We start from the raw sequence: 19,196 nt of genomic DNA, 5'->3' as shown, positions 1-19,196 counted from the left end.
GGGGCGGCCTCTCGACCACGTTGTGCACAGCACCCGCTTGAAAACCGAATCCGGGCTAACTGTCCATGGGGGTAGTAGTAGGGCCTGTGGAAACCGTGGATAACGCGGTTTGCGCAGGTCAGCAACTGTTTTTTATCCCCACACCCTGTGGGTGGCACCGGTGGACAACAGGGGGGTGCTGTGGAGAACGAAAACTTCTGCACAGGCCATCCCCAGGTGACCCGGACTACTCCACAGGTGTGTCCCCAGCTTTCCCCAAGTACTCCACAGCCCAAACGTCGACTTCTGTGTGACGGCTTTCACTCCGGGCGGTGAGCAGGGGGCTGCTGTTGCCGAACAGTGGACAGCGGTGTGGGTAAGTCGTCGGATCCTGTGCACAGGATGGGGCAACCTGTGGGTCGACGGTGGACAACGCCGTGGACGAACCTGTGGACGGATCTTCTGTCCACAGCCTGTGGACAGCGCCTGCGCACAATTCCACAGGCTACTGACCTGCCCTGATGGCGCATCAACAGGCTGCCCTGTGGACAGATTGTGGGCGACGGAACCCGTCCCCAGCCTGTGGACCGCAGAAAGTCCCGCAATCTGTGGACAAGTTGCTCCACAGGGGGCGTATTCGAACAGACCGAGGGCGCGCGCACGAAGAAGGGCGCCCCCGGAGTGACCCGGGAGCGCCCTGAAAAGAGGTGTGGAGGGACGGAGAAGGGGCGGAGACAGGGCGGAGGAGCCGTCGGAAGGGGCCCGGAAAGGGCCTCGGCTCAGCCGTTCTTGATGCGGTTGGTGAGCTCGGTGACCTGGTTGTAGATGGAGCGGCGCTCCGCCATCAGGGCCCGGATCTTGCGGTCCGCGTGCATGACGGTGGTGTGGTCCCGGCCGCCGAACTGCGCCCCGATCTTGGGCAGCGACAGGTCGGTGAGCTCCCGGCACAGGTACATGGCGATCTGGCGGGCGGTGACCAGCACGCGGCTGCGCGAGGAGCCGCACAGGTCGTCCACGGTGAGGCCGAAGTAGTCGGCGGTGGCCGCCATGATGTCCGAGGCCGTGATCTCGGGCGCCGAGTCCTCGCCGCCGGGGATCAGGTTCTTCAGGACGTCCTCGGTCAGCCCGAGGTCGACCGGCTGGCGGTTCAGGCTCGCGAACGCCGTGACCCGGATCAGCGCCCCCTCCAGCTCGCGGATGTTGCGCGAGATGCGGGAGGCGATGAACTCCAGGACCTCCGGCGGGGCGTTGAGCTGCTCCTGGACGGCCTTCTTGCGCAGGATCGCGATGCGGGTCTCCAGCTCGGGCGGCTGGACGTCGGTGATCAGGCCCCACTCGAAGCGGTTGCGGAGGCGGTCCTCCAGGGTGACCAGCTGCTTGGGCGGCCGGTCGGAGGAGAGCACGATCTGCTTGTTGGCGTTGTGGAGCGTGTTGAAGGTGTGGAAGAACTCCTCCTGCGTCGACTCCTTGCTCGCGAGGAACTGGATGTCGTCGACCAGCAGGATGTCCATCTCGCGGTAGCGCTTGCGGAACGCGTCGCCCTTGCCGTCGCGGATGGAGTTGATGAACTCGTTCGTGAACTCCTCGGAGCTCACGTAGCGGACGCGGGTGCCCGGGTAGAGGCTCCGTGCGTAGTGCCCGATGGCGTGCAGCAGGTGTGTCTTGCCGAGCCCGGACTCCCCGTAGATGAAGAGGGGGTTGTACGCCTTCGCCGGCGCCTCGGCGACGGCCACCGCGGCCGCGTGCGCGAAGCGGTTGGAGGCGCCGATGACGAAGGTGTCGAAGAGGTACTTGGGGTTCAGCCGGGCGGTCGGCTCCAGCGGGCCCGAGGTGGAGCCGCCGGACGGGGCCGGCGGCGGCGCGGGCCGGCCGGGCGCCGGGCGCGTGGCGGGCGACTGCTCGTAAGGCTGGTCGTAGGACTGGTCGTACTGCGATTCGTACGACTGCTGGTCGTAGGAGCCCTTGTCGTAGCCGCCCGGCTCGGGCTGCTGGAGGTAGCCCGGCTGCGGGGAGGCGTACGGGTCGCGCTCGGGGAAGCCGCCGAGGCGCGGCTGCTGCCAGCCGTAGTCGTCCTGCTGCCCGCCGCGGGGCCAGGCGCCGGGCTCGGGGCGCGGCTGCTGGTAGTCCGGGTAGGCGGGGCGGGCGGTGGGCAGCTGGTCGTCGGCGGGGCCGGGCCCCGTGTGGCCGCCGGGGCGCTGGCCGCCGTAGGGCTCGTAGGACTCGGGGCGCTGCGGGGCGGGCGCGGCCAGGGGCGCGGGCTCGCCGGCGGAGTCGTCGACGGTGATCGCGATGCGGATGGGGCGGCCGCACTCGCGGCTGAGGGCATCGCTGATCAGGGGCGCGAGGCGGCCTTCGAGGACGCGCTTGCCGTATTCATTGGGGACGGCGAGCAGCGCGGTGTCGGCGACGAGGGCCAGGGGCTGGCAGCGCTCGACCCACTGCCGGTCCTTGGGCTCGATGGCCTGCTGTCCCTCCCCGAGGAGCTTTTCGAGCACCCTTGGCCACACTGCGGCAAGATCGGCAGGTACGTCAGCCACAGGGCACGCTCTCTCACAGGGGTCCCACGAAGGTGTGGTTCTTCGGGACGGTCGGGACAAAAGAATCCGGGATCAGGCAACGGTAGTCAGGGCGACGGGTGCGGTTCAAGTCGTTGTCCACAGCCTGTGCACAGTGCGGGGTGGTGTCGGCTCGGTTTGACCGGATGGCGTAGCCGCGCGTACCGTAACGAGGTCGAGTTGTCGATGGCTGCTGCCGCCTGCCTACCGATGGGCGAAGATCACTGATTGTGATCATTTAGCGGTGTCCACTCGGGCGAACACGCGAGTTCCTCGTGGGCGCACGGTGACAGCCAGGCGATGTACCGCCACAACGATTCATTTTCTGGAGCCCCCGAGTGAGCAAGCGCACCTTCCAGCCGAACAACCGTCGTCGCGCCAAGACCCACGGCTTCCGCCTGCGGATGCGTACCCGTGCCGGTCGCGCGATCCTCGCGAACCGTCGCAGCAAGGGCCGCGCCGCCCTCTCCGCGTAATCACACGCGGATCGTGACGTCGTGCTGTCTCCCGAAAATCGGCTGAGGCGGCGCGAGGACTTCGCGAGCGCGGTACGCCGAGGCCGCCGGGCCGGTCGCCCGCTCCTCGTCGTCCACCTACGTACAAGCGGTGCAACGGACCCGCACGGGTCGGGGGAGACAGATCCCCCGACGCGTGCGGGTTTCGTCGTCAGCAAGGCCGTGGGCGGCGCCGTGGTCCGCAACCGGGTCAAGCGCCGCCTGCGCCATCTGGTGCGGGAGCGGCTGTCCCGGCTGCCCGCCGGTAGCCTGGTGGTGGTGCGGGCATTGCCCGGATCGGGTGATGCCGGCCTCGACGATCTGGCCCGGGACCTGGATGCCGCTCTGCTGCGGCTCCTGGGAGGCGCAGCTCGATGAAGTACCCGCTGCTCGCTTTGATCAAGCTGTACCAGTGGACGATCAGTCCGCTGCTCGGGCCGGTGTGCCGCTACTACCCCTCGTGCTCGCACTACGGGTACACGGCCATCGACCGGCATGGTGCGGTGAAGGGGACGGTCCTGACCGCCTGGCGGATCCTGCGGTGCAACCCGTGGTCCGCGGGTGGTGTCGACCATGTCCCACCTCGTAAACGCCCGCGTTGGCACGAGCAGCTGCGCAGTGCGTTGCGTAGACCTCGCAATGCTCAAGGAGCCTGATTAGTGGACACGATTGCCAGTCTGTTCAGCTTTATCACCACGCCCGTCTCGTGGATCATCGTCCAGTTCCACACGCTGTACGGTGCGATCTTCGGCCCGGACAGCGGATGGGCCTGGGGCCTGTCCATCGTGTCCCTGGTGATCTTGATCCGTATCTGCCTCATCCCGCTCTTCGTGAAGCAGATCAAGGCAACGCGCGGTATGCAGGCGCTCCAGCCGAAGATGAAGGCGATCCAGGAGCGCTACAAGAACGACAAGCAGCGCCAGTCCGAAGAGATGATGAAGCTGTACAAGGAGACGGGTACCAACCCGCTCTCCTCGTGCCTTCCGATCCTGGCGCAGTCCCCGTTCTTCTTCGCGCTGTACAGCGTGCTGTCGGCCATCGCCAACGGCAAGACGATCGGCGTCATCAACCAGCAGCTGCTGGAGAGCGCCCGTCAGGCGCACATCTTCGGTGCTCCGCTGGCTGCGAAGTTCATGGACAGCGAGGAGAAGGTCGCCGCGCTCGGCGCCAGCCTCATGGACGTCCGGATCGTCACCGCGGTGATGATCATCATGATGTCGCTGTCGCAGTTCTACACGCAGCGCCAGCTGATGCAGAAGAACGTCGACCTGTCGGTCAAGACGCCGTTCATGCAGCAGCAGAAGATGCTCATGTACATCTTCCCGCTGATCTTCGCCTTCATGGGCATCAACTTCCCCGTCGGTGTCCTCGTCTACTGGCTGACCACGAACGTGTGGACCATGGGCCAGCAGATGTACGTGATCAACCAGAACCCGACGCCGGGCAGCAAGGCGCAGGACCAGTACCTGACGCGTCTGCTGAAGCACATCGGCTCCCACGGTGACGTGAAGGGCCGGCGCCGGAAGAAGATCGTCGCGACGATCGTGGCCAAGGGCCCGGACCGCAACGACAACGAGCGCAAGTTCATCACTGCTCTGACGAAGCAGGGCCTGGCCGCCCAGGCGGACGGTTCCGTGATCAAGAGTGCCGAGGCCACGGCGGACTCCGACGCGGCGAGCGGCGGTGCCCCCAAGCGCCAGCAGCCCAAGCGCCAGACGAAGGCACAGCGTCAGACGCCGCCCTCCAAGCCCTCTTCCAAGAAGTAAGAAGGAGTCCCTCCCGTGACGGAAGGCACCACCACGGCCGCCGCTGAGAGTGGCGACACCCTGACCCGCCTCGAGCAGGAGGGTGAGATCGCGGCCGACTACCTCGAGGGTCTGCTGGACATCGCCGACCTGGACGGTGACATCGACATGGACGTGGAGGCCGACCGTGCCTCGGTGTCGATCGTCAGCGACTCGGGCAGCCGTGACCTGCAGAAGCTCGTGGGCCGCGACGGCGAGGTCCTGGAGGCGCTCCAGGAGCTCACCCGCCTCGCCGTGCACCGTGAGACCGGGGACCGCAGCCGGCTGATGCTGGACATCGCCGGGTTCCGGGCGAAGAAGCGCGAGGAGCTGGCGGCGCTGGGCGCCAAGGCCGCGGAGGACGTGAAGGCGTCCGGCGAGCCGCTGAAGCTGGCCCCCATGACCCCGTTCGAGCGCAAGGTCGTCCACGACGCCGTGGCGGCCGCCGGTCTGCGCAGCGAGTCGGAGGGCGAGGAGCCGCAGCGCTTCGTCGTCGTGCTCCCTGCCTGACCCGTTACATCCGATGGTTCGGCCCCGTCTGTGTCGCAGGCGGGGCCGAAGTTTGTCAGCCTGGCAGTGCCGTGGTACGCAAGCGCGGTACGCAATACGGAAGGACGGTCCCCGTGACGGAGGCAGCGGAGCTTCCCCCGGCGCCCGAACAGGCACGCGCGGTGTTCGGCGAGTTTTTCCCGGAAGCCGTGCGGTACGCGGAGCTGCTGGCGGACGCGGGCGTCAAGCGCGGCCTGATCGGTCCGCGTGAGGTCCCGCGGCTGTGGGAGCGGCACCTGCTGAACTGCGCCGTGCTCTCGGAGGTGGTGCCCGAGGGCGTCACGGTCTGCGACGTGGGCTCCGGCGCCGGCCTGCCCGGTATCCCGCTGGCCCTGGTGCGGCGGGATCTGAAGATCACGCTGCTGGAGCCGCTGCTGCGGCGGACGACCTTCCTCCAGGAGGCCGTGGAGCTGCTGGGCCTGGACCACGTCACGGTGGTGCGCGGGCGGGCCGAGGAGGTTCTCGGCAAGGTGCAGCCGGTGCACGTGGTGACGGCGCGCGCGGTGGCCCCGCTGGACCGGCTCGCGGGCTGGGGCGTGCCGCTGCTGCGCCCGTACGGCGAGATGCTGGCTCTCAAGGGCGACACCGCCGAGGAGGAGCTGGTGGCGGCGAAGGCTGCTCTGGCGAAGCTGGGTGTGGTGAAGACCTCGGTGCTCCAGGTGGGCGAAGGGGTCGTGGACCCGATGTCGACGGTGGTCAGGGTCGAGGTCGGGGAGAGCCCCGGCGGTGTGAGGTTCGCCGCCAAGCGGGCCAAGGCTGCGCGCGTGGGGCGGACCCGTCGGCACCGTTGAGGTCCGGTTGGTGTGAGGAGCGGCCCGGGGGAACCAGAGGGTTCCACCGGGCCCTTTTCGCGCGTGTTGGGCCCTATAGGTATGGATTTCGGAGTGTCGTAGAGGCCTGCAGTCGCGGTCCCGGCATCGTGTTTCACGTGAAACATCGCTACCTGCTGCACGGAATCATCAGCCGCGGCCGTGCAGCCGCGGCTCCCCGCTCCGGTACGGGAGAAGGGGGGGCGGAGTTGTCCACAACGGTGGATTCATCCACAGGAGTACGGGCCCCGCTGGTTCGCGACCCCGGGGGCATGGCAGGCTCTGTTCATCGCGAGCCTGATGTCGAGGAGAGTGACACCGTGCGGTCCGACGCCAACCTCGCGGGGCCGATGGCCGATCCGGTCCCCGGTCCCCGCTCTGAATCGGCGGGCGGCGATGTTTCACGTGAAACATCGTCTGTGCCCCTTGCCGACAACGACACGCCCAGCGGCGGAGTCGCCCCCTTTGCGGTCGAGGCGCTGAGCCGTGCCGGCGAGGGGCTGCCCCGTCCGCACCAGCGCCGGGTGATCGTGGTCGCCAACCAGAAGGGCGGGGTCGGCAAGACCACCACGACGGTGAATCTGGCGGCCTCGCTGGCGCTGCACGGTGCCCGCGTCCTGGTGATCGACCTGGACCCGCAGGGCAATGCCTCCACGGCCCTCGGTATCGACCACCACGCGGACGTGCCGTCGATCTACGACGTGCTGGTGGACAGCCGCCCGCTGCTCGAGGTCGTCCAGCCGGTGGTGGACGTGGAAGGGCTCTTCTGTGCCCCGGCCACGATCGACCTGGCGGGCGCGGAGATCGAGCTGGTCTCGCTGGTCGCCCGTGAGAGCCGCCTCCAGCGGGCCATCCAGGCGTACGAGCAGCCGCTCGACTACATCCTGATCGACTGCCCGCCCTCGCTGGGACTCCTGACGGTGAACGCCCTGGTGGCCGGCGCCGAGGTGCTGATCCCGATCCAGTGCGAGTACTACGCGCTGGAGGGCCTGGGACAGCTCTTGCGCAACGTCGACCTGGTTCGGGCCCACCTGAACCCGACGCTGCACGTCTCCACGATCCTGCTGACGATGTACGACGGCAGGACCCGGCTCGCGTCCCAGGTGGCGGACGAGGTGCGTTCCCACTTCGGCAACGAGGTGCTGCGCACGAGCATCCCGCGGTCGGTGCGCATCTCCGAGGCCCCCAGCTACGGGCAGACGGTGCTCACCTACGATCCGGGGTCCAGTGGTTCCCTCTCCTACATGGAGGCGGCGCGGGAGATCGCGTTCCGCGGGGCCGGAATCCAGTACGACGCCCGGAACGCCCATATGGGCGCGGGCATGAACAGCACGCAGAGCATGGCGGAGGGCATCCAGTGAGTGAGCGACGTAGGGGTCTGGGGCGGGGGCTCGGCGCGCTGATCCCCGCCGCTCCCCAGGAGAAGACGCCGTCGGTGATCGGTACGGGCTCGACGTCTCCGGCCGCAGTGCCGGTGCTGCCCTCGGAGCGCGGAGTCGCCGCGGCGAAGCTGGCTTCGCTCGCGCAGGCCGATGTTTCACGTGAAACATCGGTCGATGTGATTGACGCGCCGGAGGCAGTGGAGCCCGCGGCCAACGAAGTGGCGGGCGCGACCTTCGCCGAGCTGCCGATGGACGCGATCACGCCGAACCCGCGGCAGCCCCGCGACGTGTTCGACGCGGACGCGCTGGCGGAGCTGGTGACCTCCATCCAGGAGGTGGGCCTGCTCCAGCCGGTGGTGGTGCGGCAGGCGGGTCCGGACCGCTACGAGCTGGTCATGGGCGAGCGCCGGTGGCGGGCGTGCCGTGAGGCGGGACTGGAGCGCATCCCGGCGATCATCCGGGCGACGGACGACGAGAAGCTGCTGCTGGACGCCCTGTTGGAGAACCTTCACCGGGCTCAGCTGAACCCGCTGGAGGAGGCTGCGGCCTACGACCAGCTGCTGCAGGACTTCAACTGCACCCACGACGAGCTGGCCGACCGGATCGGCCGTTCCCGTCCCCAGGTGACCAACACCCTGCGGCTGCTGAAGCTGTCGCCGCCGGTGCAGCGGCGGGTGGCTGCGGGCGTCCTCCTGGCGGGGCACGCCCGTGCGCTGGTGGGTGTGCAGGACCACGAGGCGCAGGACCAGCTGGCGGCCCGCATCGTGGCCGAGGGCCTCTCGGTCCGTGCGGTCGAGGAGATCGTGTCGCTGATGGGCTCGGAGCCGGCGAGCACGGTGAAGCCCAAGGGGCCGCGGGCGGGTGCCCGGGTGTCCCCGGCGCTGAGCGAGCTGGCGACGCGGCTGTCGGACCGGTTCGAGACCCGGGTGAAGGTGGACCTGGGTCAGAAGAAGGGCAAGATCACCGTTGAGTTCGCCTCGATGGAGGATCTGGAGCGGATCCTGACGACGATGGCGCCGGGCGAGGGCCGGGTGCTGGAGCAGGGCCTGTCCGGGGAGTGAGTCCCGGGCCGCCGCGGGGCGGGTCGTGCCGGTGTGTGCCGGCGCGGTCCGCCCTTTGCCTTGTTGCGGTTTCTCCTGATTCGGGCTGTGGATACCATGCGCTCATGGGGCGTCGGCTGGTACCTCTCACACTGGACAACCTCCAGGACCTGCCTCGGCGTTGCCGGTCCTGCGTCTTCTGGGAGCTCGATCCCGTCAGCGGTGAGGCCGCCGTGAAGGCGGGGACTTCGGAGCTCGAGAAGGAGGCGTGGATCTCCGCCGTCCTGCTGGAGTGGGGTTCGTGCGGCCGCGTGGTCTATGTGGACGACGTTCCGGTGGGCTTCGTGCTCTATGCGCCGCCGGCCTATGTCCCGCGGTCCACTGCCTTTCCGACCAGCCCGGTGTCTCCGGATGCGGTGCAGCTGATCACTTCGTGGATCATGCCGGGGTATCAGGGCCAGGGGCTGGGCCGGGTGATGGTCCAGACGGTGGCCAAGGACCTGCTGCGACGGGGCTTCCGGGCGATCGAGGCGTTCGGCGATGCCCGGTGGGAGGGGCCGGCGTGTCTGCTGCCGGCGGACCATCTGCTCTCGGTGGGCTTCAAGACGGTGCGCCCGCACCCCGTGCACCCGCGGCTGCGGTTGGAGCTGCGCTCGACGCTGTCCTGGAAGGAAGACGTGGAACTGGCGCTGGACCGCCTGCTGGGTGCGGCTCGCAAGGAGCCGGCACTGCGCCCCCTGTGACAGTCGTCCGTCGAGGAGCGGTGCGGAATACGCGAACGGGGCCGCCCCTGTGAGGGGGCGGCCCCGTTTCACGTGAAACCTCGGCGTCGCCGTCGGCGGGTGCGCTGTCAGGCGGCCTTCAGTGCCGTCAGGCGGTCTTGATGAAGGCGTCGAGGTCGCGCAGGATGGCGGCCTTCGGCTTGGCACCGACGATGGTCTTGGCGACCTCGCCGCCCTGGTAGACGTTCAGGGTCGGGATCGACATGACGCCGTACTTGGCGGCCGTGGCCGGGTTCTCGTCGATGTTGAGCTTGACGATCTCGATCTGGTCGCCGTACTCGGCCGCGATGGCCTCCAGGGACGGCGCGATCTGGCGGCACGGACCGCACCATGCGGCCCAGAAGTCCACCAGGACGGGCTTGTCGCTCCTGAGGACCTCGGCGTCGAAGTCGGCGTCGGTGACGTTCTTGAGGGTGCCGGCCACAGCGGCCTCCTGATTCTTCCTGCGGGGTGTTGGGGCGGGGGGTGTTCGGGGTCAGACGGTTGCGGCGGCGGCCTTCTCGGCGTCCGAGAGGGCGGCGAGGAAGCGCTCCGCGTCGAGGGCGGCGGAGCAGCCGGTGCCCGCGGCGGTGATGGCCTGACGGTACGTGTGGTCCACGACGTCGCCGGCGCCGAACACGCCGGTGACGTTGGTGCGCGTGGAGGGGGCCTCGACCTTGAGGTAGCCCTCGTCGTCGAGCTCGAGCTGGTCCTTGAAGAGTTCGGTGCGCGGGTCGTGGCCGACGGCGATGAAGAGGCCGGTCACGGCGAGCTCGGAGGTCTCACCGGTCTTGGTGTTGCGCAGGGTGAGGCCGGAGAGCTTCTGGTCGCCGTGGATCTCGGCGACCTCGCTGTCCCAGGCGAACTTGATCTTGGGGTCGGCGAAGGCGCGGTCCTGCATGGCCTTGGAGGCGCGCAGGGCGTCGCGGCGGTGGACGACGGTGACGGACTTGGCGAACCGGGAGAGGAAGGTCGCTTCCTCGATTGCGGTGTCGCCGCCGCCGACGACGGCGATGTCCTGGTCCTTGAAGAAGAACCCGTCGCAGGTGGCGCACCAGGAGACGCCGCGGCCGGAGAGGAGGTCCTCGTTGGGCAGGCCGAGCTTGCGGTGCTGGGAGCCGGTCGCGACGATGACGGCCTTGGCGCGGTGCACGGTGCCGGCGGTGTCCGTGACGGTCTTGATCTCACCGGTGAGGTCCACGGAGACGATGTCGTCCGGAACGAGCTCCGCGCCGAAGCGCTCGGCCTGGGCGCGCATGTTGTCCATGAGGTCCGGGCCCATGATGCCGTCCTGGAACCCGGGGAAGTTCTCGACCTCGGTGGTGTTCATCAGCGCACCGCCGGCGGTGACGGCGCCTTCGAAGACCAGCGGCTTGAGCGAAGCGCGTGCGGTGTAGAGGGCGGCGGTGTAACCGGCCGGCCCGGAGCCGATGATGATCACGTTACGTACGTCGCTCACGGGTTTCTTCCTCGTCTCTGTGGACTGCGCGCTGCTGTGTGCCGGGGCCGTTGTGGAGTCTCACCCCACCCAACGGATCCTACGGCGCGCACATTCCCGGCCTGCTCCTGTCCGGGCCGCAAGCTGTCAGCTCCGGGGGTAGGTCCTGGTCAGCAGCGGCTTGCCGGGGCCGCCCGCAGGGGTGTCCGCACAGTCGGCCCCGATGACGTAGGCGTCGACCCGGTCCGGGTCGCCCGGATGCGGAAGGACGACGAGGTAGGCGCGGGTGCCCTCGTAGCTGCCGCGCTCCGCGGCGAGCGGGGCGTCGGTGCGGCCCGTGCCCTGCTGGACGCAGGGCGGAACGGCGGCGGCGTCGGTTCCCGAGCGCTCGCCGGGCACGAGACCCGGGCCGGGCGAGGTGTTCTCCAGGCCGTAGGTGCGGTTGCCCTCCGTCGTGGAGGCCTTGGCTCCGGGGTCCGCGGCCAGGAGCCGGCGGACGCTGTCCTGGAGGCCCTGGGCGGTGTAGCCGCCGGCCGCCGTCGCCTGCGGGTTCTCGCTGGTGGCGGCATGGCGGGCGGCGGTGTCCGGGGAGCCGGGGCCGGAGGGGTTCCCGGCGAGGAAGACGCCGAAGGCACAGGCAGCGGCGGCGGCCAGGCCGCCGAGGATCGCGATCCGGCGGCGGGCGCGGCGGCGCCCGGGGCCCGTCCCGCCGATCGGGTGACCGGCGGGACGGCGGCCGCCCGGTCCGGAGGGCGTGGCCGGCGCCTCGGTCCCGGCTGCTCGGGGAAGGGCCTCCCGGTCGCCGTCCGCTGCGGCGGCCGGCCGGTCCTCGGCCCTGGGCACGGTGGAGTCGAGGAGAGCCTCGGCGGCGAGGGCGGCATCGATGCGCCCGGCGATGTCGGCGGGCATGCGGGGCGGCCCCGGCAGGGTGCCCAGCAGGGAACGGATCTCCTCCAGGGAGGCGTGGACGTCGGCGCACAGGGGACATTCGTCCAGGTGGCGGCGCACCTCGGCGGTCCGGGCCGGGGAGAGGATTCCCTCGGTCAGGTCGGAGATCTCCGAGACGTCAGGGTGCCGGATCGTGCCGGCTGCGGGAGTCACGTTCGTCCACCTCCGCCCTTCACCGTGTCTGCGCCCGGGGCTGGATGACCGGGGTCTGCCGCTGGTGGGACGGGTGTCCCCGGCGTCCGGTTCCTTCCCCGCTCCGCGGCGGTGTTATCCACGGCATTCGAGCGCAGATGAGTGAGCATCGGGACGAGTTTCGCCCGGCCGCGCGCACAGCGGCTCTTGACCGTGCCGGTCGGGACGTCGAGGACGCGGGCCGCCTCGGCGACGGAGTACCCCTGCATGTCGACGAGGACCAGGGCGGCCCGCTGGTCGGCGGGCAGGGTGGCCAGGGCCGCCAGCAGCTGGCGGTGGAGGTCCTGGCGCTCCGCGGGGGCTTCGGCGGACTCGTGGGGCTCCAGCAGGCGTTCCAGGTGCTCGGTGTCGTCGAGGGGAGCGGTCCTGCGGGAGGCCGCCTTGCGGGCCCGGTCGAGGCAGGCGTTGACGGTGATGCGGTGCAGCCAGGTGGTCACGGCGGACTCGCCGCGGAAGGTGTGCGCCGCCCGGTAGGCGGAGACCAGGGCGTCCTGCACGGCGTCCGCGGCCTCCTCCCGGTCGCCGAGGGTGCGCAGGGCCACGGCCCACAGCCGGTCGCGGTGGCGGCGTACGAGCTCGCCGAAGGCGTCGGGGTCGCCGGCGACGTGCCGTGCGAGCAGGTCCCGGTCGCTGTCGCCGTCCTCGCCGGTCGTCGCGTCGTGCATCACACCTCCCCTCCCCGAAGGGAGCGTACGGGGCGGGCGGAACGAATACGAGGGTCCGCCGTGCCGGCGGCGCAGCGGACCCGGGACCTGCCGTTCGGGGACGGGCTAGTCGTCCGTGCCCATGACCTTGATCTCCTTGATGCCGCCGCGGTAGCTGTCCCCGCTCTCCGGGGGCAGCACGGTGATGTGAACCAGCACGAAGCGGGTCTTCACCGGGGTGGCGAGGGTGCCCTGCACCTTCTTCCCCGTGGTGCCCAGCTTGTGGAGCTCCTGGGGGAAGTCGGAGATGCTGCGCGCCGAGGAGGCCTCCGCGGCGGCGGCCCGGACTTCGAGCTTGTGGCCGGCGGCGAACATGTCCGCCTCGAAGCCCGTGACCTCCTTGACGCTGCCGAGGTCGACGATGATGCCGCTGCCGTCGTCGTAGCTGTCCAGGTTGCCGAACTTGCCCCCGTAGCCGTCGAACCGAATCGTTCTCCACGCGGTGTCGGAGTCGCCGTCGACGGCCTTCCCGGCGTCCTCGGCCTTGATCGGGTCCTTGCCGAATACGGAGGCGCTGCTGATGCGCAACTGCGTGCTCGGCTTGGCCGCCTTCGGGTCCTCGCTGGGCTTGGCGGTCTGCGAGGTGCTGCCGCTGCCGCCGCTGTCGCCCTTGACGCGGTCCAGCAGGGTGTCGGCCAGCTGCCAGCTGCCCAGGCCCAGGGCGGCGATGAGCAGGGCTGCGACGCCCCACTTCAGGACGCGGCCGGTACGGCTCTGCAGCGGGGGCGGCGGCGGGACGGCGATGGGCTGGGTCCCGGGCATGCCGGGGTGCGTGGGCGGACGGCCGTAGCTGCCCTGCTGGTAGGTGGTGTGCTGGTACTCGGGCGGGGCCGTGAAGGCGGGCTCCGGGGGCCGGATGCGGGGCATCGCGGCGACCGCCTTGGCCAGCTCCTCGGGGGTGGTGCAGGCGGGCTCCTGGCGCGAGGCGGTGGCGCCGTCGTTGGCGAGGGCGCGCATGGCGAGCTGGCCCAGGCCCCGGTGGACGCCGGCGCGGACCTGGTCCGGCGGGATCAGGCCGACGCCCTTGGGCAGGCCGGTGAGGCCGTAGGCGTCGGTCTCGTAGGGCCAGCGCTGGGTCAGGGAGGCGTACAGCAGGGCGCCGATGGCCTCGGTGTCGGTGCGCTGCGGGGTGTCGCTGGTGATGCCGCGCAGGGCGGCATTCACGGCCAGGCCGCGGATGCGGTACTGGCCCGTGGAGGTCCGCAGTATCGCGCTGGGCGTCAGGCGCAGGTGGGCCAGGCCCTCGCGGTGCGCGGCGGCCATGGCCTGGGAGACCTGGCTGACGAGCTGGTAGCACTCGTGGGGCTCCAGCGGGCCGGAGGCGAGGAGCGCGGTCAGCTCGGTGGCGTCGGGCAGCCACTCGTGGACGACGTAGACGAGGTCGCTGTCCTCCACGGCGTCGAGGACGTGGACGAAGCGGGGGTCTCCGAGCAGGGCGGAGGAGCGTGCGGCGGCCAGCACGGAGCGGGCCCGCGGGTGGTCGGCGGGCAGCAGGTGGACGCCGACGGCGCGGCGCAGCTTCTCGTCCATCGCGCGCCAGCTGCTGAATCCGTCCAGACGGGTGACGCACTCCTCGAGGCGGTAGCGCCGTGCGAGCTTGTGGCCGCTGTGGAGTTCGGGCGCGGCAGCAGGAGCCGCTTTCCTGCGCTCGCCGTCCTTTTCTGGCATGGGTCCGTCCGCGGCTCGTCCGTTCTGGGTGTCCACCCCGTCGGCCGTGGCCTTCGCTGTATCAGCGAGCGGCGGCTGGTCGCCGCCGTTGTCGGCCACGTCGACGGCAGCCGTGCTACGTTCCGCCACCGTCGTTCCTGCCTCCCCATCCGTTACGCGCTGTCGGCCAGTCTGCGAAGTCATGCCAATTGTGCCCACAGTCCGGTGCTATGCACGACACGCGAAGGGGTGCGACGGTTGTACGCATCAGCGGCCCATGCGCCCGCGGACCATGCCCACCATCGCGTTGAGCTCCTCGATGCGCATCCGCTTGGCGGCGACCAGGAACACCACGGCGAGTGCGGCGCCGCCGGCGGTCAGTGCGAGGGCGGAGCCGAGGACTCCGCTGCCCAGCCACTGCATGACGGCGTAGGCCGCGCCGCCGCCCACCGCGGCGGCGGGGATGCAGGCGCCGGTGAGGCGGGTGTAGGTGCGGCGCACGTGGGCGCCGTCGAGGTCGCCGCCGAGCCGCTTGCGCAGGCGCTTCCACGCGACGCCGACGCCCACGGCGTAGCCGAGGCCGTAGGCCGCGGCCATGCCGACGACGGCCCACCGGGCGGGGAGCACGAAGAACGCAGCAGTGGAGACGGCGGCGTTGACGGCGGCGACGATGACGGTGTTGTAGAAGGGCGTGCGGGTGTCCTCGTACGCGTAGAAGCCGCGCAGGACGACGTACTGGACGGAGTACGGGATGAGTCCGAGGCCGAAGGCCATCAGCACGTAGCCGATGTTCTGGGCACCCGCGCCGGAGCCGGCGTAGAGCAGGGTGGACATCGGGACGCCGAGGGCGAGGAAGGCGAAGGCGCAGGGCACGATCGCGACGGCCGAGGTGCGCAGCCCGTAGGAGATGTCGTCGCGGACCGCGGCGGCGTCCCCGTCGTGGGCGGAGCGGGAAATCCTGGGCAGGACCGCCGTCATGACGGAGACGGTGATGATGGCCTGCGGCATCTGCCAGAGCAGCAGCGCGTAGTTGTAGGCGGTGATGCCGGTGCCCGGGTGGCCCTGCTTCTCGGCGACCGAGCCGGACCAGGTGGCGAGCTGGGTCACCACGACGAGGCCGATCTGGTTGGCAAGGACGAAGAAGAACGTCCACTTGGCCAGGCGGGCCGCCTTGCCCAGGCCGTGGCCCTTCCAGTCGAAGCGCAGGCGCGGGGAGAAGCCGGCGTCGCGCAGGTAGGGCAGCATCGCCAGGGCCTGCACGGTGAGGCCGAGGAGGGTGCCGAGGCCGAGCAGGCGCACGCCCTCCGCGGTGACGGTGGTGGCGCTGACACCGGAGGTGGTGAAGCCGCCGAAGGCCCAGATGAAGGCGCCGAAGGTGGCGATGACGACGATGTTGTTGAGGACGGGGGTCCACATCATCGCGCCGAAGCGGCCACGGGCGTTGAGGATCTGACCGAGCACCACGTGCACGCCCATGAAGAACATGGTGGGCAGGCAGTAGCGGGCGAAGGCGACCGCGACGTCCATCTGGTGCGGGTCGGAGGCGATCTTCGGCGACATCATGGTGATGAACACCGGTGCGGCCAGGACGCAGATCGTGGTGATGGCGGCCAGCAGGACGACGACGAGCGTCAGCAGGCGGTTGGCGTAGGCCTCGCCGCCGTCGTCGTCGTTCTTCATGGCGCGCACCAGCTGCGGGATGAAGACCGCGTTGAGCGCGCCGCCGCCGACCAGCACGTAGATCATCGTGGGCAGCGTGTTGGCGATCTGATACGTGTCGTTGAACGTGCCGACGCCGATCGCGGCGGCGATGACCAGCGTCCGCAGGAAGCCGGTGATGCGCGAGACGATCGTGCCCGCGGCCATCAGGGCGCTGGACTTCAGCAGGCCTGCGGCGCGGCCGGCGGGCTTGCTCGGGGCCGGGGCCGCGACGGGCGCGTCCTCGGCGGGCGCGCCGGGCACCGCCTGCTGGTCCTTGTACAGGTGTGCGAAGGCGTCGGGCTCGGGCTGCTCCTCCGACGCGCTCGTGACGAGGGAGTCCACGCCCACGAACTCGGTGGTGGTGGCACGGTCGCCGTACCGCAGGTGGCGCGAGGGCCCGTCCGGCTCGGGCGGCGGGGTCTGCGCCCACACCCGCGGGTCCGGGCCGTGCGCCGGGGCCTGCGGGGCCGCGTACAGCGGGCCGGGCTCCCGGAAGGTACCGGGCGGCGGCGGGGGGTGGGAGGCGCGGTCGTAGAGCACCTCGGCCACGGGGTCCTGCGCCGAGAGGTCCTGCGACCGGTACGGGTCGCGGACGTAGGCGTCCTGGACGTACGGGTCGCGGTCCGGCGCGGGGGCGGGTACGCCTGCCTGCCCGGGCAGCGCGGTGCCCGGGTCTGCGCCCGGGGAGGGCGCGGGCGCGCCAGTGCCCTGCGCACGGTCACCGTCGTACGGCGCGTTCATCGAAACCCCACCTCATCGTCCCCAGGCCGGCCGGCCACGGCATCGCTCAACGGTCCACTGTCTCACCCGCGCCGGACGGCCCGGTGCTTTGCACTCCGGTGTCCGGGGTCCCGTCACTCGGCTGCGTGCTCTCCTCGGCTGCCGCCCGGGCGGCGACGCGCTTGCGGCTGGCGTACATCTTGATGCCTGCCAGGACCAAGAGCAGCACGCCGCCGGCGATGACGAGCATCACGGTCGGGGTGATCTCGGTGGCCTCCACGGTGAACCTGCGCTCCTTGCCGTAGGGCAGGCCGTTCTCGGTGAAGAGCTGGGCGGTGACCTCGACGGGACCGCTCGCCGTGGCGTTGGCGGTGAACTTCACCGTCTGGCTGTGCCCGCCCTGCACGGTGACTTCCTGCTCGGCCTCGCCGCTGTCGCCGAAGACCAGGCGGGTCGGATTGGCGGACTTCACCCGCAGGACGAGGTTGTGCACGTCCTGGACGAGGCTGTTCTGGACGCTGACCGGGATCGTCGCGCTGTGCCCGGACAGGGTGGCGTCGGACTTGGGGACGACCTTGACCTTCTCGGTGAGGCCGATCAGGTACTCCTGCACCTGGTCCCGGTAGAGCGCGGCCTCCTGGGGCCGGCCCCGCCAGGACGTGGACATCTCGCGGTTGGTGGTGTTGCCGAACGGGATCTCGACGCGGTCGGGCGCGCTCAGGATGACCTTGAAGTGGTCGAGCGTGTTCTGCGTGGTGCGGATCTTCTCGAAGGCGGCGACGGGCAGCTCCGTCTTACGCAGGGCCTCGGGGTACTGGCCGGCACCCGGCACCTGGGTGTTGACCCCCGCGTCGGGCTTGGCGGCCGCCGCGGCGTCGAGGTCCGCCGGCTGCGTCCAGCGGCCCGCCTGCAGCGCCCGCACGGCGTCGGCCATGGACTGGGCCTGGGTGGCGGTCGGCGTGCGCTGCGGGGTCACGACGAAGCTGCGCTGGCTGTCGGTCTTCTGCAGGTTCAGGGCGAGGCTGTGGGCGAGGAAGCGCTGCACGGCCAGCGTGGAGTTCGCGGCGCTCAGCATGTCGCCCTCGAATGCGGTGGACAGGTCGGCGTCGGCCACGACGGCGGTGGCGCCCGCGCCGATGGGGCGGGCCGCCGACGGGGTGTAGCCGAGGGCGCCGGTCTCCTGGAGGCTGTCGCTGCGGGCGAGCACGTTGTGGGCGCCGGCCGAGGTGGCGACGTTCACGATCGACGGGTCGATGGCCCCGTCCACGGGCCAGGAGAAATCGGTGGACGGCGTGACGTGCAGCACGGTCTCCACGGCCTGCTTCGCCTTGTCCGTGGCGGGCCGGAGCTGGCCCAGGGTGCCGGAGACGTCCTTGCCCTGGTGGGCGAGGGAGGCGATGTCGGGGTCCGCGAACGGCAGCGCCACGACCTTCTTGCCCTGGACGGCGGCCTCCAGTGAGCTCAGCCACTGTTCGGCTACGGCCTTGTTCCTGCCCTGGACGATCTTTCCGTCCGGGGTGCGGTACCGGTAGCCCTTGGTCATCGCGTCGACCGTGTACAGCAGGTCGGGGTCGATGACCCAGGTGATCGGCAGCTCCTTGCCCAGCGAGACCATCCGCTCCAGGCGGCCGCCGGTCCGCAGCTCGTCGGCGAGCGAGTCGTCCAGGAAGACCGGGGTCTGCACCTCGTCCGAGCCGGTCTCGGCGGTCAGGTGCGTGGTGGAGATCAGCGGCCACAGATACGTGAGCTGGGAGCGCTTGGCAGCCGCCTCCGGCTGCCAGGGCAGGAAGGTCCGCTTGATGCCGAGGACCTGCTCGTACGGCCTGCTGTCGGTCTCCCCGGACAGGGAGACGCCCAGCTGGTAGACCCCGTCCTTGTCCAGCTCCAGCTTGTTCAGCGGGACCGAGAGCGTGAAGGTCTGGCTCACCTTCGAGGGCAGCGAGGCGATCTTGACCGAGTAGGCCTGGTCGATCTCGCCCGGGTCCGTGCCGGCCCGGAAGCCGGCGCGCTCCGCCGCCTCGTCGATCGAGGCCCGGTCCCCCAGCACCGGCCCGACCCGCAGGCCCACGTGTGCGCCCGTGATCGTCTCGCGGCCGGTGTTGACCACCGTTCCCGAGATGGTGAGCGTGTCGGTCTTGACCGGTGCGGCGGGGGCCACGCTGGTGAGCTGGACGTCCACGGTTCCCGCGTCGGCGGCCTGCGCCTGCGGCGCGGGAAGGCAGACCAGGGCGGCGAGCACGGGTGTCCCGGCCAGCAGGGCGGCGGCTGCGCGGCTCAGCCGGCGGCGCCGGGCAGGTTGGGGGTGGGCCCCCTGGTTGACTGCCGCCTCGGCCACGCGCTAGCCCGTCCCTCGAAGTGTCAGTGGTCGTCGTATGTGCGTCCACGCATGGTAACGAGCCCCGCTGTGCGCGAGTGCCGCGCCTTGCCCTACAAGATCGGGACCGCCCCCCGCCGCCCCGGCATGCCGGGTCGGGCACAAACGGGGAAGCCCGC

The 19,196-nt window shown here is 70.5% G+C and carries 16 protein-coding genes and 1 pseudogene; 9 read left to right on the top strand and 8 right to left on the bottom strand.

Annotated elements, in window-relative coordinates; translation table 11 throughout:
• Positions 1-758: 758 nt before the first annotated feature.
• A complete protein-coding gene (gene dnaA, locus ABZ924_RS04355) occupies positions 759-2,516 on the bottom strand; it encodes a chromosomal replication initiator protein DnaA (protein WP_361903877.1) in 1,758 nt (585 codons plus the stop codon).
• A gap of 356 nt (positions 2,517-2,872) precedes the next feature.
• Between dnaA and rpmH the strand changes: the two genes are divergently transcribed.
• The 9 genes and pseudogenes from rpmH (at position 2,873) to ABZ924_RS04310 (ending at position 9,335) form a co-directional block, all read left to right on the top strand.
• Entirely contained in the window at positions 2,873-3,010 is a 138-nt protein-coding gene (gene rpmH, locus ABZ924_RS04350; protein ID WP_018547628.1) for a 50S ribosomal protein L34, read from the top strand.
• 21 nt (positions 3,011-3,031) lie between these two features.
• Positions 3,032-3,406, top strand: a complete 375-nt coding sequence (rnpA, locus tag ABZ924_RS04345; RefSeq protein WP_361903874.1) for a ribonuclease P protein component — start codon at positions 3,032-3,034, stop codon at positions 3,404-3,406.
• A pseudogene (yidD, locus tag ABZ924_RS04340) lies at positions 3,403-3,657 on the top strand (membrane protein insertion efficiency factor YidD); the annotation flags it as partial. The gene rnpA and the pseudogene yidD, both read left to right, overlap by 4 nt.
• A 30-nt stretch (positions 3,658-3,687) precedes the next feature.
• On the top strand, positions 3,688-4,794 hold the full coding sequence (gene yidC / locus ABZ924_RS04335) for a membrane protein insertase YidC (protein WP_361903871.1): 1,107 nt from the start codon (positions 3,688-3,690) through the stop codon (positions 4,792-4,794).
• Between the two features lie 15 nt (positions 4,795-4,809).
• Positions 4,810-5,322 (top strand): R3H domain-containing nucleic acid-binding protein, encoded by a 513-nt coding sequence (locus tag ABZ924_RS04330; RefSeq protein WP_361903868.1) that lies wholly within the window; start codon positions 4,810-4,812, stop codon positions 5,320-5,322.
• A 113-nt stretch (positions 5,323-5,435) separates the two neighbouring features.
• Positions 5,436-6,152, top strand: coding sequence for a 16S rRNA (guanine(527)-N(7))-methyltransferase RsmG (gene rsmG / locus ABZ924_RS04325; protein ID WP_361903865.1), 717 nt, complete (start codon positions 5,436-5,438; stop codon positions 6,150-6,152).
• 290 nt (positions 6,153-6,442) lie between these two features.
• Positions 6,443-7,531 (top strand): ParA family protein, encoded by a 1,089-nt coding sequence (locus tag ABZ924_RS04320; protein ID WP_361903862.1) that lies wholly within the window; start codon positions 6,443-6,445, stop codon positions 7,529-7,531.
• Positions 7,528-8,613, top strand: coding sequence for a ParB/RepB/Spo0J family partition protein (locus ABZ924_RS04315; RefSeq protein ID WP_361903859.1), 1,086 nt, complete (start codon positions 7,528-7,530; stop codon positions 8,611-8,613). The genes ABZ924_RS04320 and ABZ924_RS04315 overlap by 4 nt, the downstream gene beginning before the upstream one ends.
• Positions 8,614-8,717: 104 nt before the next feature.
• Entirely contained in the window at positions 8,718-9,335 is a 618-nt protein-coding gene (locus tag ABZ924_RS04310) for a GNAT family N-acetyltransferase (RefSeq protein WP_361903856.1), read from the top strand.
• A gap of 127 nt (positions 9,336-9,462) precedes the next feature.
• Here the strand turns inward: ABZ924_RS04310 and trxA are convergent, their stop codons facing one another.
• From trxA to ABZ924_RS04275, 7 genes are all read right to left on the bottom strand, one after another.
• Positions 9,463-9,798: a thioredoxin gene (gene trxA / locus ABZ924_RS04305; protein ID WP_361903854.1), complete on the bottom strand. Its 336-nt coding sequence runs from the start codon at positions 9,796-9,798 to the stop codon at positions 9,463-9,465.
• Between the two features lie 51 nt (positions 9,799-9,849).
• On the bottom strand, positions 9,850-10,812 hold the full coding sequence (gene trxB, locus ABZ924_RS04300; RefSeq protein ID WP_361903851.1) for a thioredoxin-disulfide reductase: 963 nt from the start codon (positions 10,810-10,812) through the stop codon (positions 9,850-9,852).
• A gap of 126 nt (positions 10,813-10,938) precedes the next feature.
• Positions 10,939-11,892 carry a zf-HC2 domain-containing protein gene (locus ABZ924_RS04295; RefSeq protein ID WP_361903848.1) on the bottom strand — a complete coding sequence of 318 codons (954 nt, stop codon included), beginning with the start codon at positions 11,890-11,892 and terminating at the stop codon, positions 10,939-10,941.
• A complete protein-coding gene (sigM, locus tag ABZ924_RS04290; RefSeq protein ID WP_361903846.1) occupies positions 11,889-12,596 on the bottom strand; it encodes an RNA polymerase sigma factor SigM in 708 nt (235 codons plus the stop codon). Before sigM ends, ABZ924_RS04295 begins: the two co-directional genes overlap by 4 nt.
• Positions 12,597-12,701: 105 nt before the next feature.
• Entirely contained in the window at positions 12,702-14,432 is a 1,731-nt protein-coding gene (locus ABZ924_RS04285) for a protein kinase family protein (RefSeq protein ID WP_361903845.1), read from the bottom strand.
• 117 nt (positions 14,433-14,549) lie between these two features.
• Complete coding sequence (murJ, locus tag ABZ924_RS04280) at positions 14,550-16,724, bottom strand: murein biosynthesis integral membrane protein MurJ (RefSeq protein WP_361903843.1); 2,175 nt, start codon at positions 16,722-16,724, stop codon at positions 14,550-14,552.
• 46 nt (positions 16,725-16,770) lie between these two features.
• The gene (locus ABZ924_RS04275) at positions 16,771-19,038 is read right to left on the bottom strand and encodes a DUF6049 family protein (RefSeq protein ID WP_361903840.1); all 2,268 of its coding nucleotides are present in this window, start codon (positions 19,036-19,038) and stop codon (positions 16,771-16,773) included.
• Positions 19,039-19,196: the final 158 nt, after the last annotated feature.

The sequence above is a fragment of the Streptomyces sp. NPDC046876 genome (genome assembly GCF_040645035.1).
Classification (GTDB): domain Bacteria; phylum Actinomycetota; class Actinomycetes; order Streptomycetales; family Streptomycetaceae; genus Streptomyces.
The sequence above is the reverse complement of the archived record's forward strand: the minus strand, read 5'-3'. Positions and strand labels throughout refer to the sequence as shown.

Excerpts from the sequence above, each read along its gene's own strand:
- ABZ924_RS04320 (WP_361903862.1), top strand. The coding sequence starts at position 6,443 with ATGGCAGGCTCTGTTCATCGCGAGCCTGATGTCGAGGAGAGTGACACC.
- ABZ924_RS04310 (WP_361903856.1), top strand. The coding sequence starts at position 8,718 with ATGGGGCGTCGGCTGGTACCTCTCACACTGGACAACCTCCAGGACCTG.
- sigM (WP_361903846.1), bottom strand. The coding sequence starts at position 12,596 with ATGCACGACGCGACGACCGGCGAGGACGGCGACAGCGACCGGGACCTG.
- murJ (WP_361903843.1), bottom strand. The coding sequence starts at position 16,724 with ATGAACGCGCCGTACGACGGTGACCGTGCGCAGGGCACTGGCGCGCCC.